Genomic DNA, 14,639 nt, shown 5'->3' on the forward strand with positions numbered 1-14,639 from the left:
CCGGCAACCACCATTAACCGTTTGTGTGGTTCATCACTCGATGCCATTGCCATTGCTGCCCGTGCCATTAAAGCAGGTGAAGCGAACTTGGTGATTGCAGGTGGTGTGGAAAGCATGAGCCGTGCACCTTATGTGATGGGTAAGTCAGACAGTGCCTTTGGCCGTAGCCAGAAGATTGAAGACACCACTATGGGTTGGCGCTTCATTAACCCGAAACTTAAAGAATTGTATGGTGTAGACACCATGCCCCAGACTGCCGAAAACGTGGCTGAACAGTTTAACGTCAATCGTGCAGATCAGGACCAGTTTGCCTTGGTGAGCCAACAACGCACCGCAAGCGCGCAAGCCAAAGGCTTTTTTTCTAAAGAAATCGTGGCAGTTGAAATCCCTCAGCGTAAGGGTGAGGCTGTTGTGATTGATACTGATGAACATCCACGTGCATCCACCACACTTGAAGGTTTAAGCAAACTTAAACCTGTTGTGAAAGCAGAGGGTACAGTTACTGCGGGTAATGCTTCAGGCATCAACGATGGTGCAGCCGCATTGCTGATTGCTTCTGATGATGCAGTTCAGGCTTACAACTTAAAACCACGTGCCAAGATCATTGCTTCAACAGCGGTGGGTGTAGAACCACGCATTATGGGTTTTGCTCCAGCACCAGCCATTAAAAAATTACTGAAACAAGCCAACCTGACTTTAGAGCAGATGGATGTAATTGAGCTCAATGAAGCCTTTGCTGCACAGGCATTGGCAGTGACTCGTGATTTAGGCTTGCCAGATGATAGCAACAAGGTAAATCCAAACGGTGGAGCAATTGCATTAGGCCATCCACTTGGTGCTTCAGGTGCACGCCTCGTGACCACAGCCCTAAACCAGCTTGAACAGACTGGCGGTCGTTATGCCTTGTGTTCAATGTGTATTGGTGTGGGACAAGGCATTGCTTTGATTATTGAGAGAGTCTAATCATGAGTCAGTTATATGCCAGCTTGTTTTACCAAAAAGACGTTACTGACATCTTTAGTGACTCATCCTTAATCGCATACATGATTCAGGTTGAAGTTGCGTTAGCCCAAGCGCAGGCACAAGTTGGCGTGATTCCTCAAAATGCAGCAAATACCATTGCCCAAGTAGCTGAGCATGCACTAGACAAGTTTGATTTTTCCGCTTTGGCGATAGCAACTGGTTTAGCTGGGAATATCGCAATTCCATTTGTAAAACAGCTTACAGCAATTGTTAAAGATGTGGATGAGGATGCTTCCCGCTATGTGCATTGGGGTGCAACCAGTCAGGATATTTTAGACACAGCTTGTATTTTGCAATGCCGTGATGCGTTGAGTGTTGTGGAAGCACACCTTCAACAGTGCTACACCACAGCATTACAAAAAGCTAAACAATATCGCCATCAAGTCATGATTGGGCGTACATGGTTACAGCAAGCTTTACCTATTACTTTAGGGCATAAGCTTGCTCGTTGGGCTTCTGCATTTAAACGTGATTTAGACCGTATACAAGCTATGAAATCACGTGTGCTCACTGCTCAGTTAGGCGGTGCTGTGGGTTCATTAGCTTCTTTGCAAGACCAAGGTTCGCTTGTGGTCAGCGCATTTGCGAAGCAACTGAATCTGACTGTACCAACAAGTACATGGCATGGTGAGCGTGACCGTATTGTAGAAATTGCAAGTGTGCTTGGCATGATTGTCGGGAATACGGGCAAGATGGCACGCGACTGGTCACTCATGATGCAAACTGAAATTGCAGAGTTGTTTGAGCCAGCCGCAAAGGGCCGCGGTGGTTCTTCTACTATGCCTCATAAGCGTAATCCAGTCGCAGCAGCTTCAGTACTTGCAGCAGCGAATCGTGTACCAGCGCTGATGTCTAGCATTTATCAAAGCATGGTACAGGAACATGAACGGAGTTTAGGTGCATGGCATGCAGAATGGTTAGCAGTTCCAGAAATCTTTCAGCTTTGTGCTGGAGCATTAAGCCGTACTAGTGAAGTTCTACAAGGTTTTGAAGTTAATGCTGAACATATGCAACAGAACCTTGAGTGTACCAACGGATTAATTATGGCAGAAGCTGTGATGATGGCACTTGCTCCCAAGATTGGCCGTTTAAATGCTCATCATTTAGTTGAAGCTGCATGTAAAACAGCGGTAGCACAAAACCAGCATTTGTTTGATGTTGTTAGCCAACTAGATGAAGTAAAAGGACAGTTTAACCAGCAAGAAATACGAGATATTTTCAAACCAGAAAATTATTTAGGCAATATTCAGCAACAGATTGATGCGGTTTTGCAAGAAGCACAAGGAGAGACAAAGTGAAACAGACTATTCATAATCGTCAAGGAAAACAGTTAGCAGTTTATACAGATGGTCTAAAAGATGCTCCTGTGCTTGTGTTTTCTAATTCATTAGGAACAGACCACGGTATGTGGCAACCTCAGCTGAATGAATTAAAAAGTCATTTTAATGTCATTACATACGACACACGTGGTCATGGTGAAAGTGATGTAATTAGTGACACCACATTGCAAAACTTAGCTGAAGATGTTGTTGATATTTTAGATGCCTTGAATATTGAAAAAGCTCATTTTTGTGGCATTTCAATGGGCGGAATTACAGGGCTTTGGTTGGGTATTCATCATCAAAATCGTTTTAATAGCATTACAGTTGCAAACTCGGCAGCCAAAATTGGACAGACTGAAGCTTGGTTAAGTCGTGCTGAATCGGTAGAACAAAATGGTTTAGCTGAGCTGGTTAAAACCACGCATACACGATGGTTCAGTGAAAAATTCGACTATCAACATAATATTGTTGCACAGACAACGATTCAAAGTCTGGCAAACACACCAGCACAAGGTTATGCCAATGCATGTCGTGCTTTAGCGTATGCCGATTTAAGAGATGAAATTGCACAAATTCAAATTCCAGTACTGCTGATTGCAGGAACAGAAGATCCGGTAACTACAGTAGCAGATGCCGAATTTATGCAGAAGGCAATTAAGAACAGCCAGTTAGCAAAACTCGAAGCATCTCATCTTTCTAATATTGAGCAACCACAGAGATTTACTCAGGAATTAACTAGGTTTATTCAGCAAATCTAATCGCTTAGTAATTTAAAAGGAATTGGCCTTAAGGAGGCAAATATGGCGTCTCAGGATTACGCTACACCAAACAAAAGCATCGATGCTCAAGCACTGATTAATGATGCTCCACTTAGTAAATATCAATGGATGATCGCAATCATCTGTTTCTTAATTATTTTTACTGATGGTATCGATACAGCTGCGATGGGCTTTATTGCACCAGCATTGGCACAAGACTGGGGAATTGATCGTTCTCAGTTAGGACCGGTGATGAGTGCAGCACTTGGTGGAATGATTATTGGCGCTTTAGTTTCTGGTCCGACAGCGGACCGTTTCGGTCGAAAAGTTGTTTTAGCTGTGGCAATGCTTGTGTTCGGTGGTTTTACTTTGGCATCTGCTTATGCAACCAACTTGGATAGCCTTGTCGTTTTACGTTTTTTAACCGGTATTGGCCTTGGTGCAGCAATGCCGAATGCGACCACTTTATTTTCTGAGTACTGTCCAACCCGCATTCGATCATTACTCGTGACATGTATGTTCTGTGGCTACAACTTGGGTATGGCTACAGGTGGTTTTATTAGCAGTTGGCTTATCCCGACCTACGGTTGGCATAGCTTATTTTTGCTCGGCGGCTGGTCACCTTTAATTTTAATGATTTTAGTGATTGTAGTGCTACCTGAGTCTTACCGCTTCTTAATTGTGAAAGGTAAGAATCCTGAAAAAGTTCGCAAAATTTTAAATCATATCGCGCCAACACAAATTCAAAATGCGACTGTATTTCATGTTCCTGAAGAGAAAACTGAAACAGCTCAAAAGAAAAATGTCTTTGGAATTATGTTTTCTAAGCCATATGCCAAAGGAACAATTTTACTTTGGGTAACTTACTTCATGGGACTCGTGGTTGTTTACTTGCTGACAAGCTGGTTACCAACACTTATGCGTGAAACAGGTGCTTCGATGGAGCGTGCTGCATTTATTGGAGGTTTGTTCCAGTTCGGTGGTGTGGTGAGCGCATTGTTCATTGGCTGGGCAATGGACAAATTCAACCCAAACCGAGTCATCGCCATTTTCTACTTTGCCGCAGGTCTATTTGCAATCGCGGTCGGTCAAAGCTTAGGCAACTCAACCTTACTTGCAGTATTAGTGCTTTGTGCGGGTATCGCCATTAATGGTGCGCAATCTTCGATGCCTGCGTTAAGTGCACGCTTCTATCCAACTCAGTGCCGTGCAACGGGTGTGTCTTGGATGACTGGTATTGGGCGTTTTGGTGCGGTATTTGGTGCATGGATTGGTGCGGTGCTACTCGGTAATGATTGGTCATTCACCGCTATTCTCAGTTTATTACTAATTCCAGCGACTGCTGCGGCTGTTGCTGTATTTGTTAAATCACTTGTTGCGCATACCGATGCAACTTAATAGAGGTCTATCACAATGAATGATGAACAACGCTATAAACAAGGCATTGAAGTGCGGACTGAAGTTTTAGGTGAAAAGCATGTTGGTCGGTCTTTGCAAAACCTAAATGACTTTAACCAAGATTTTCAAAATTTTATTAGCCGTTACGCATGGGGTGAGGTGTGGTCGCGTCCGGGCTTGCCACGTCATACACGTAGTTTAGTGACTATCGCAATTTTATTGGCACTGGGCCGTGAAGATGAACTACGCATGCATTTACGTGCTTGTTTCAACAATGGTGTAACCAAAGAAGATTTAAAAGAGCTGATCTTACACAGTTCACTCTATGCAGGTTTACCTGCTGCAAACGCTGCAATGCACATGGCTGAAGAAGTCTTTAAAGAGTTGGGAATAGAAGTAAACCCAATTGCAGCGAAAGAACAGGATTAAGGAGATAAAGATGTCACAACATAGCTGGGGTGCCTACGCCCAACGTAATACAGATGATCATCCACCAGCGTATACGCCAGGTTATAAAACAAGTGTATTGCGTTCGCCAAAAAATGCATTGATCTCTATTAACGAGACTTTAACTGAAGTTACTGCACCGCATTTTTCTTCAAATCTATTTGGTCCAAAAGATAACGATTTGATTTTGAACTATGCCAAAGATGGTTTGCCAATTGGTGAGCGTGTCATTGTTCATGGCTATGTTCGTGATCAGTTTGGTCGTCCTGTAAAAAATGCACTTCTAGAAGTATGGCAAGCCAATGCTTCTGGTCGTTATCGTCATCCAAATGACAAGTTTATTGGTGCAATGGACCCTAACTTTGGTGGTTGTGGTCGTACCTTAACAGATGAAAACGGTTTTTATATTTTCCGTACCATTAAACCGGGTCCTTACCCATGGCGTAACCGTATTAATGAATGGCGTCCTGCCCATATTCATTTCTCATTAATTGCTGATGGTTGGGCGCAGCGTTTGATTTCGCAATTTTATTTTGAAGGCGACACGCTCATCGACACTTGCCCGATCTTAAAAACAATTCCTTCTGAAGATCAACGTCGTGCATTGATTGCACTAGAAGATAAAAACAACTTTATCGAAGCCGATAGCCGTTGTTACCGTTTCGACATCACTTTGCGTGGTCGTCGAGCGACTTACTTCGAAAATGAATTGACTTAATCGGGAGCACGAGCATGAATAACTGGAATTTTCAGGAATTAAAAGAAACTCCATCTCAAACAGGTGGTCCTTACGTTCACATTGGGTTATTGCCACAACAAGCTGGTATTGAAGTTTTTGAAAACAACTTTAATAACCAGTTGGTTCAAGACCAGACAAAAGGTGAGCGTATTCGTCTTGAAGGTCAAGTGTTTGACGGATTAGGTTTACCGCTACGTGATGTGCTTATCGAGATTTGGCAGGCCGATGCAAATGGTATCTACCCAAGTCATGCCGATACACGTGAGCAAAAAACTGATCCTGCATTTCACGGCTGGGGTCGTACAGGTGCAGACTTTGAAACAGGTATTTGGAGCTTCAATACGATTAAACCGGGCGCGACAGCAGGCCGTAAAGGCTCAACTCAGGCACCACATATTGCATTAGTCATTTTCGCTCGCGGTATTAACTTAGGTCTTCATACACGTGTTTATTTTGACGATGAAGCTGAGGCAAATGCTAACGACCCAATTCTAAATAGTATTGAATGGGCACCACGTCGCCAAACACTTATTGCGAAACGTTTTGAAGAAAATGGTGAAGTTGTTTATCGCTTCGATATTCGCATTCAAGGCGATGACGAAACTGTATTTTTTGATATTTAAGAAACACCTAAGGCTACACCTGATTATTCAAGGATGTGTGTAGCCTTTTTAAGGATGAACTCTATGAACATGAAAACATTATTAAGCCTAAGTTTGCTTGTAGTCCCATTTTTTACAGCACAGGCAAATGCTGAACCTGTCGTTTTGGCTGCTCAAACACAAACTGCATCTACAGCTGTTAAAACGATTGTTCCGATTACCGCAAAAACCAAAGAACAAGCTCTGGCACAGGCTCAAGTGATTGCAAACACAGCAGATGCTGATTTGGCAGAGTTCCGTATCGATTTATTAAGCTTTGCCAGCGATACAAAACAAGTCATTGCCTTAGGTCATGAGTTGAAAAAGATTTTAGGCAACAAGCCATTGATTGCCACCATTCGTACGAAAAACGAAGGAGGTCAGCTTGAAATTAGTGATGCGGATTATGGTAAGACCTATCAAGCTTACTTAAAAAATCCGTTCATGGACTGGTTAGATGTTGAAATGTTCCGTGATCAAAAAGTAGTTTCAGAAATTGTTCAAAAAGCACATCAAAAGAAAGTGCTCGTTGTCATGTCTAATCACGACTTCCAAAAAACACCAAGCCAAGATGAAATTGAAAAACGCTTGTTAAAACAAGATCAAATGGGTGCAGATGTTCTCAAAATTGCTGTAATGCCTAAATCTAAACAAGATGTTTTCACTTTAATGAACGCAACTTTAAAAGTAAGTCAGCAGACCACTAAACCTTTATTGACGATGTCGATGGGCCAATTAGGTACGATTTCTCGTGTTGCAACTGCCAATATGGGCGGAAGTTATAGCTTTGGCATGATTGGTCAGGCTTCTGCACCGGGTCAAATTGATGTGACTAAGCTCAAACAGATTTTACAAACCGTTCAACCAACAAACCCATAAATCATAAGGATATGATGAAATGAATACATTACGTTTAACTACTCTTGCATTAGGTTTGATGGTTTCAGGAGTAGCTGCAGCACAAACTTATGTGGTTGACCGTTATCAAGATGATAGCAACAAAGGCTCTTTACGCTGGGCAATTGAACAAGCCAATGCAAACCCAAGCGAAGCTAGCGATATCTTGATTCAAGCAGTAGGCAAAGCACCTTATGCAATTAAATTAAACAGCCCGCTTCCTGAAATTAAAGCACCTATCAAAATTATTGGTACCCAATGGGATAAAACTGGTGAATACATTGCAATTGATGGTTCAAATTATATTAAGGGTGAAGGTGCAAAAGCTTGCCCGGGAGCAAATCCTGAGCAGTATGGTACCAATGTACGTACTATGACTTTACCGGGTTTTGTACTACGTGATGTCAATAACGTGACTTTAAAAGGCCTAGATATCCACCGGTTCTGCATTGGCGTATTGGTTAACCGTTCAAGCAATAACCTCATTCAACACAATCGTATTAGTAATAACTATGGTGGAGCTGGGGTCATGATCACGGGCGATGATGGTAAAGGCAACCCAACTGCAACCACGACTAATAACAACAAAGTCTTAGATAACATTTTCCAAGACAATGGTGATGGCTTAGAACTGACACGTGGTGCTGCTTTTAACCTGATTGCAAATAACCATTTTGTTTCTACCAAAGTAAATCCAGAACCATCACAAGGTATTGAAATCTTGTGGGGCAATGACAATGCTGTAGTTGGAAATAAGTTTGAAAATTATTCGGATGGCTTACAGATTAACTGGGGTAAGCGTAACTATATTGCCTACAACGAAATGACCAATAACTCGATTGGTTTTAACATGACGGGTGATGGCAATATTCTTGATAGCAATAAAGTGCATGGCAATCGTATTGGTGTTGCCATTCGCTCAGAAAAAGATGCAAATGCAAGAATTACACTGACGAAAAACCTAATTTGGGACAACGGTAAAGATATTAAACGCTGTGAAGCAGGTGGTTCATGTGTACCAAATCAGCGTTTAGGTGCAATTGTATTTGGAGTTCCTGCGCTTGAGCATGAAGGATTTGTTGGTTCTCGTGGTGGTGGTGTGGTGATTGAGCCATCTAAACTACAAAAAACATGTACTCAGCCAAATGAACAAGGCTGTAATGCGCAGCCGAATCAGGGTATTAAAGCGCCTAAGTTAACAGCAAATAAAGGTTCAGTTAATATAGAGGTAAATGGTTTACCAAACCAACGTTACCAAGTTGAGTTTTTTGGCAACCAGAGTACGACATCAAAAGAAGCTGAGCAGTATTTAGGGACTATAACAGTTGCCACAGACGCACAAGGCAACGCAAAAGCCAATTGGAAGCCAACAGGCAAAGTTGCCTCAATTACAGCAAATGTAACTGATCACTTTGGTGCAACTTCTGAGCTTGGGTTTGTGCAAGTTAAATAACAAAAAAATAAAGCGCCTCAAAACAGGGGGCGCATTTTAGAAAAGATAAAAGGGACTTGAAATGCCAAACGTAATCAAACTGAGTGTATTAACAATTGCTGTATTAGGTAGCCAATTTGCACTTGCGAATGAGCCGTGGTCACAAGACCGCCAATGGTTATTGGGTGACTGGAATGGTGAGCGTCAACAATTAGAGCAACAGGGTTATAAATTTACAGCTTCTATCATGAGCCAGGCTGCCACAAATTTAGATGGTGGCTATAACGACAGCAATACTTTTGAGAATGCTGCGCAGCTTTCTTTGGGTGCAACTTTCGATTTAGACAAAATTGCTGGATGGAAAGATACAACCGCGAGCTTAGTTGTGACTAAACGTGACGGTAATGCGCTTACTTTAGAGCGTATTAAAGACCCACGCTCTAGCCAACTTGGTAACGCACAAGAGATTTATGGTCGTGGCAAAATCTGGCGTTTATCTCAAGCATGGATAAAAAAAGGCTTTGCTGATAATACCGTACAAGTCAAAGCTGGTCGTATGGGAATGTCAGAGGACTTTAATAGTTCTCAATGTGAGTTTCAGAACTTATTGCTTTGTGGTGGGCAGTTAGGAAAATCAATTGGTTCAATTTGGTATAACTCACCAGTTGGTGTTTGGGCTGCAAACGTTAAATATCAGTTTGCACCTGAGTGGACTTTAGGTGTTGGCGTGTATGAGGTCAATCCAGACAATATTAAAACCGAATCAAACAGTGATGGTTTTAATCTGGATATGAATAACGTCAAGGGCGCTACTATACCGGTTGAACTTGCATGGAAACCAAAACTTGCTGCTTTCAATGGTTTACCGGGTGAATATAAAGTAGGTGCACTTTACTCAACCGCAGAAGCAAATGATATTAAAACTGCAGGTAAAGTTCATGACGGAAAACAAAGCTTCTGGATCAATGCACAGCAACAACTTAGCCATGCCGGCCAAGATCCGAAACGCGGTTTATATGTAAGTTTTAATGGTGTTGTAAATGATAAAGCAACGACCTTTGTACAAAGTACACAACAACTTGCACTTTGGTATAAGGGCCCATTTGACAGCCGACCAAATGATTCAATTGGTTTTGGTATTGCCAATTATGTCGTTAATGACCGTGCTAAAGATAAGCAGATCGTGACAAATGAAAGCCGTGGATATTATAGCTATGATCCGATCGCATCTAACTATATTCCAATTCAGGACGACGAACTAAACGTTGAATTGAACTATACCTATCAATGGTCTCCGGCCGTCATGCTGCGACCAAATATTCAATATATCCATCAACCTGCTGGTGTAAAAGAAGTTGATGATGCTTGGGTGGCGGGCCTGAGTGTAAAAGTTAATTTTTAACAATATTGATGGCTGGTTAGACATAGTTTAACTGGCCCAAATGCTTGAACTATTTGTGTTCAGTATATGTGGAGTAGGATCTATGTCTGAGTCAGATTCTAAGTTTCATATCTTATTCAAAATATGGTGTTTTATTTTAGGTCTAGTTTTATTGGCTACCGGTGTTTTTTACATTGTAGGTGGTGGAAAACTAGTATCACTCGGCGGTTCTTGGTATTTCCTTATCTCAGGACTGTTTATAACCATTTCGGCAATTAGTATCTTTCGTAAAAAAGCACTTGGTGTCTGGATTTTTGCAGTTGTTTTTATCGGTACGGTAATTTGGTCACTGATTGACGCTGGATGGGAATTTTGGCCGTTATTCTCGCGCTTAATGTTTCCTGCTGGTCTTTTTGCTGCGTTGTTATTTACCTTACCTTCAATTCGACGTTACCAATTTCAAAATGGTTCAGCATCTTCAGCATATGCTGTTGGTGGACTAGTTGTTGTTGGTATGTTGATTGCGCTTTACCAAATGTTTCAACCGCACCCGACAGTAGCAAGCTCAGGTCAAAAGCTACCTTTAGTGCCAGTTGACCCTGCTAAAAAACAGGTGAATTGGGAAAATTATGGTAATGATTCTGGCGGTAGTCGCTTTGTTGCTCTCGATCAAATTAATCGAGATAACGTTCATAAGTTAAAAGAAGCATGGCGCTTTAGAACAGGTGATTTTACAACGGGTAGCGGTAATGGTGCTGAAGACCAAATGACCCCCCTACAAGTTGGAAATAAAGTCTTTTTATGTACGCCGCATAACAATATTTTTGCAATAGATGCTGATTCGGGTAAACAGCTTTGGAAAGCTGAGGTGAACTCTAAGGCCGATGCTTGGGAGCGTTGCCGTGGTGTTGCATACTTTGATTCAACAAAAACGCTTGTACAACCAACTTTAGCTGGTGCAACTCCGGTCACTACTGTTGCGACCAACACAGCATGTCCACGCCGTGTATATACCAATACTCCCGATGCTCGTTTAATTGCAGTCAATGCAGATACTGGTGAACGTTGTGCTGACTTTGGTGTAAATGGAACAGTTAACCTGCTCGAAGGCTTAGGCGATGGAACAAAAGCTCCACGTTTTGAAGTGACTTCTGCACCAACGATAGCAGGTACTACTATTGTAGTCGGCAGCCGTATCGCAGATAACGTGGCAGCAGATATGCCTGGTGGCGTAATCCGTGGTTATGATGTGATTACAGGTAAACTCCGCTGGGCATTTGACCCTCGTAACCCTGATCCTAACCATGTTCTAAAACCAGGTGAAACGTATAAACGTAGTTCGGCAAACTCTTGGGCCGCTATGTCGTATGACCCACAAATGAATACAGTGTTCTTACCGATGGGTAGCTCATCTGTCGACATTTGGGGTGGTAACCGTAATCCGTTAGATCACAAATACAATACTTCTGTGTTGGCACTTGATGCGACAACGGGTAAAGAAAAGTGGGTATATCAAACTGTTCATAATGACTTATGGGACTTTGATTTACCAATGCAACCAAGTCTAGTCGACTTTCCATTAAAAGATGGTACGACTAAGCCAGCTGTTGTGATTGGAACCAAATCAGGCCAATTCTTTGTTCTAGACCGTGTAACTGGTAAACCACTTACTAAAGTGATTGAACAGCCAGTGAAAGCTGCGAATATTCCGGGTGAGCAATATAGTTTAACTCAACCACGTTCTGTTGAAATGCCTCAAATTGGTAATCAGACTTTAACTGAGTCAGATATGTGGGGTGCTACACCGTTTGATCAGCTCATGTGCCGTATTAACTTTAAGTCAATGCGTTACGAAGGTTTATTTACTGCACCGGGTACTGATGTTTCATTAAGTTTTCCTGGTTCTTTAGGTGGCATGAACTGGGGAAGTATTGCTTTTGACCCGACTCATCGTTACATGTTCGTAAACGACATGCGTCTTGGTTTATGGGTTCAACTCATTAAACAAACCCCTGAAGATATTAAGATTCAGGCGAGTGGCGGTGAAAAAGTAAATACAGGTATGGGTGCTGTACCAATGAAAGGTACACCATATAAAGTGAATAAAAACCGCTTTATGTCTGCTTTAAGTATTCCTTGTCAAAAACCACCATTTGGTACCATGACTGCAATTGATATGAAAACTCGTCAGGTTGCATGGCAAGTACCACTTGGCACAGTTGAAGACACTGGACCTTTAGGTATTAAGATGGGCTTAAAAGCACCGATTGGTATGCCGACTATTGGTGGACCGATGGCAACTCAAGGTGGTTTAGTCTTCTTTGCTGCAACTCAAGATTACTACTTGCGTGCTTTTGATTCATCTACAGGTAAAGAGCTGTGGAAGTCACGTATGCCAGTAGGTAGCCAAGGTACACCAATCAGCTATGTCTCACCTAAAACAGGTAAACAGTATGTAGTGGTTACCGCGGGCGGTGCACGTCAGTCTCCGGACCATGGTGATTATGTGATCGCATATAGTTTAGAGAAGTAATTAAACAGGGCAAAAGGATAAATTTTCTTTTGCCCTTATTTTTTTAATATCTTTTTTCTATTAGAGTGTTTGCGGAAATTCTATAATTTTAGTGAGATAGCTTTACCAAATAGTAAAAAAGTGCTTGAAGTTATTGCTAAACTTAAAATATACCTATAAATGTTTTATTCTGAACGCTAGAGATAGCCGAACTATTAAGCATTTTTTTATAATGTTTTACCTATAAATAAGATTAATAAATTTATTAAGTTTTGTTTAACTTAAGATTGTGAATTTTAATTAAAAATAAACATTATTAGCTTTTTAGGCTTGAAAAACATGTTTTTTTTGTTGGAAAAACAAGCGTAAATATATACTTATATTATATTTAAATAATGTATTGCATTACTATAGAATGGTTGGCGCAGGTTATTACTACCCAGTAATAATTTGTATTTCAGGAATTTAAGCTTTAATTGGCTTAAGGCTCATCGAAAGATGGGCCTTTTTTTATGTGCTTTGTATTACAATTTCTTTATAAAATTAAAAATAGCCTAAGTCTTATTAAATAAAGATATGAAAAATGAGTCTTTAATGACAATTTGGATCTGATTTGTTAGATTAAAGCCACTTGATAATAATAGGTGATGTAATGAGATTTTTAGTTCTTGCAACTTTATCCGGTTTGGCTTTAATGGGTTGTGCTTCTGTTCAGCAAGCACCTAATACACAAGAAACCATTCGTTATGCTTCTAGTCCATGTTTCGGCGCATGTCCAATTTATTCAGTAGAAGTGGCGCCTACAGGCTTAATTCGTTTTGAAGGTAAACAATATACAAAAACACTTGGTGTTAAAGAAATCCAAGGTAGCGTAAAAGATTATCAAAAACTTGCTAATGAATTAAAAACTTATCGTCCTCAAACAGGAACTCAATCTAAAACTGCGGGTTGCCAGCAAACTGCAACTGACATGTCTAGCTATTACATCACCTGGATTCAACCAAATGGTACAGAAACAAAATTAAGCCATTACACAGGTTGTATCTCTCCAGCAAATAATAGATTAAATAAAGTTATGGAAAAATTACCTGAACAATTAGGCATTAAAGATCTAATTTAATGATAAAAGCCCCAAAATCTTGGGGCTTTTTCTTGTTAAGAAGAATTATAAACTTAAAAGTTTTATATTAAGTATTTTTAAAAGAATCAGCGTATAATACAGATTACAAAAACATATATTGTTAAGAGTGGCTATATGTCAAATATTGTCTATGCTTTTTTGGGTGGTTTATTACTCGGCATCGCAACAGTTGGATATTTATATATAAATGGTCGTATAGCAGGAATTAGTGGTTTGATGGCACAACTTATTAGACCAACTAAAGATACTTTTAAAAGTTCTGCATTCTGGTTTATTGCAGGGCTCGTAATTACGCCTTTCATATACAGTTATTTTTATCAGCCCGACATTGAAATTAAAGCCAATTCATTTGCACTTATTCTGGCAGGGTTACTTGTTGGTTTTGGAACACGGCTAGGCTCTGGATGTACAAGTGGCCATGGCATTTGTGGTATGAGTCGGCTCTCAAAACGCTCAATAATAGCGACAGCAGTTTTTATGTTTGCTGGCATGTTAACCGTTTATATCATTCGCCATGTGCTGGGGTAATCTTATGAAAAATGTCTTTGCTTTTATATTTGGCGGTTTGTTTTCATTGGGGTTAATGATTTCTGGTATGTCTAACCCTGCAAAGGTTTTAGGGTTTCTAGATATTTTTGGGCAATGGGATATTAGCTTAATGTTTGTGATGCTAGGTGCTATTGCTGTGGCATTTATTCCGTTTCAAAGGGCTATTAAAAAACCAAAAACGATTTTTAATGAACAAATTCAATTACCAACGAATACACAGATTGACCAAAGGTTAATTGTAGGCGCTTTTATTTTCGGTATAGGCTGGGGAATAGCAGGTATATGTCCAGCGCCTGCCTTAACTCTTGTTGGATTAGGACATTTTGAAGCACTTTATTTTATTGTCGCGATGTTAGTAGGAATGTTTATTTTCCGAATTTTAAATAAAGGAAATTAAAG

14 protein-coding genes are annotated in these 14,639 nt (G+C 40.8%); all 14 read left to right on the plus strand.

Annotated features, from left to right (window positions below; all coding sequences use genetic code 11):
* The coding region (locus tag MKL35_RS00810; RefSeq protein ID WP_270912565.1) for an acetyl-CoA C-acyltransferase at nucleotides 1-963 on the plus strand (963 nt) is incomplete at its 5' end.
* A 2-nt stretch (nucleotides 964-965) separates the two neighbouring features.
* Nucleotides 966-2,321, plus strand: a complete 1,356-nt coding sequence (locus tag MKL35_RS00815) for a 3-carboxy-cis,cis-muconate cycloisomerase (protein ID WP_032011567.1) — start codon at nucleotides 966-968, stop codon at nucleotides 2,319-2,321.
* Entirely contained in the window at nucleotides 2,318-3,103 is a 786-nt protein-coding gene (gene pcaD / locus MKL35_RS00820) for a 3-oxoadipate enol-lactonase (protein ID WP_032011568.1), read from the plus strand. Before MKL35_RS00815 ends, pcaD begins: the two co-directional genes overlap by 4 nt.
* A gap of 42 nt (nucleotides 3,104-3,145) precedes the next feature.
* A complete protein-coding gene (locus MKL35_RS00825; RefSeq protein ID WP_032011570.1) occupies nucleotides 3,146-4,501 on the plus strand; it encodes an MFS transporter in 1,356 nt (451 codons plus the stop codon).
* A 15-nt stretch (nucleotides 4,502-4,516) separates the two neighbouring features.
* Nucleotides 4,517-4,930, plus strand: a complete 414-nt coding sequence (pcaC, locus tag MKL35_RS00830) for a 4-carboxymuconolactone decarboxylase (RefSeq protein ID WP_000997505.1) — start codon at nucleotides 4,517-4,519, stop codon at nucleotides 4,928-4,930.
* Between the two features lie 10 nt (nucleotides 4,931-4,940).
* Nucleotides 4,941-5,666, plus strand: coding sequence for a protocatechuate 3,4-dioxygenase subunit beta (gene pcaH, locus MKL35_RS00835; RefSeq protein WP_000077913.1), 726 nt, complete (start codon nucleotides 4,941-4,943; stop codon nucleotides 5,664-5,666).
* 14 nt (nucleotides 5,667-5,680) lie between these two features.
* Entirely contained in the window at nucleotides 5,681-6,310 is a 630-nt protein-coding gene (gene pcaG, locus MKL35_RS00840; RefSeq protein ID WP_032011572.1) for a protocatechuate 3,4-dioxygenase subunit alpha, read from the plus strand.
* A gap of 69 nt (nucleotides 6,311-6,379) precedes the next feature.
* Nucleotides 6,380-7,207 (plus strand): type I 3-dehydroquinate dehydratase, encoded by an 828-nt coding sequence (gene aroD / locus MKL35_RS00845; RefSeq protein WP_080961401.1) that lies wholly within the window; start codon nucleotides 6,380-6,382, stop codon nucleotides 7,205-7,207.
* Nucleotides 7,208-7,226: 19 nt separating this feature from the next.
* Nucleotides 7,227-8,678, plus strand: coding sequence for a NosD domain-containing protein (locus tag MKL35_RS00850; protein WP_032011574.1), 1,452 nt, complete (start codon nucleotides 7,227-7,229; stop codon nucleotides 8,676-8,678).
* Between the two features lie 61 nt (nucleotides 8,679-8,739).
* Entirely contained in the window at nucleotides 8,740-10,059 is a 1,320-nt protein-coding gene (locus MKL35_RS00855) for a carbohydrate porin (RefSeq protein ID WP_032011575.1), read from the plus strand.
* An 82-nt stretch (nucleotides 10,060-10,141) separates the two neighbouring features.
* Nucleotides 10,142-12,571 carry a glucose/quinate/shikimate family membrane-bound PQQ-dependent dehydrogenase gene (locus MKL35_RS00860; protein ID WP_032011576.1) on the plus strand — a complete coding sequence of 810 codons (2,430 nt, stop codon included), beginning with the start codon at nucleotides 10,142-10,144 and terminating at the stop codon, nucleotides 12,569-12,571.
* Between the two features lie 631 nt (nucleotides 12,572-13,202).
* Nucleotides 13,203-13,670, plus strand: a complete 468-nt coding sequence (locus MKL35_RS00865; RefSeq protein ID WP_032011577.1) for a DUF6438 domain-containing protein — start codon at nucleotides 13,203-13,205, stop codon at nucleotides 13,668-13,670.
* 135 nt (nucleotides 13,671-13,805) lie between these two features.
* The gene (locus MKL35_RS00870) at nucleotides 13,806-14,219 is read left to right on the plus strand and encodes a YeeE/YedE family protein (protein WP_002048868.1); all 414 of its coding nucleotides are present in this window, start codon (nucleotides 13,806-13,808) and stop codon (nucleotides 14,217-14,219) included.
* 4 nt (nucleotides 14,220-14,223) lie between these two features.
* Nucleotides 14,224-14,637: a DUF6691 family protein gene (locus MKL35_RS00875; RefSeq protein ID WP_002048828.1), complete on the plus strand. Its 414-nt coding sequence runs from the start codon at nucleotides 14,224-14,226 to the stop codon at nucleotides 14,635-14,637.
* Nucleotides 14,638-14,639 lie beyond the last annotated feature (2 nt).

Source organism: Acinetobacter sp. AOR41_HL (assembly GCF_027854645.1).
Classification (GTDB): domain Bacteria; phylum Pseudomonadota; class Gammaproteobacteria; order Pseudomonadales; family Moraxellaceae; genus Acinetobacter; species Acinetobacter nosocomialis.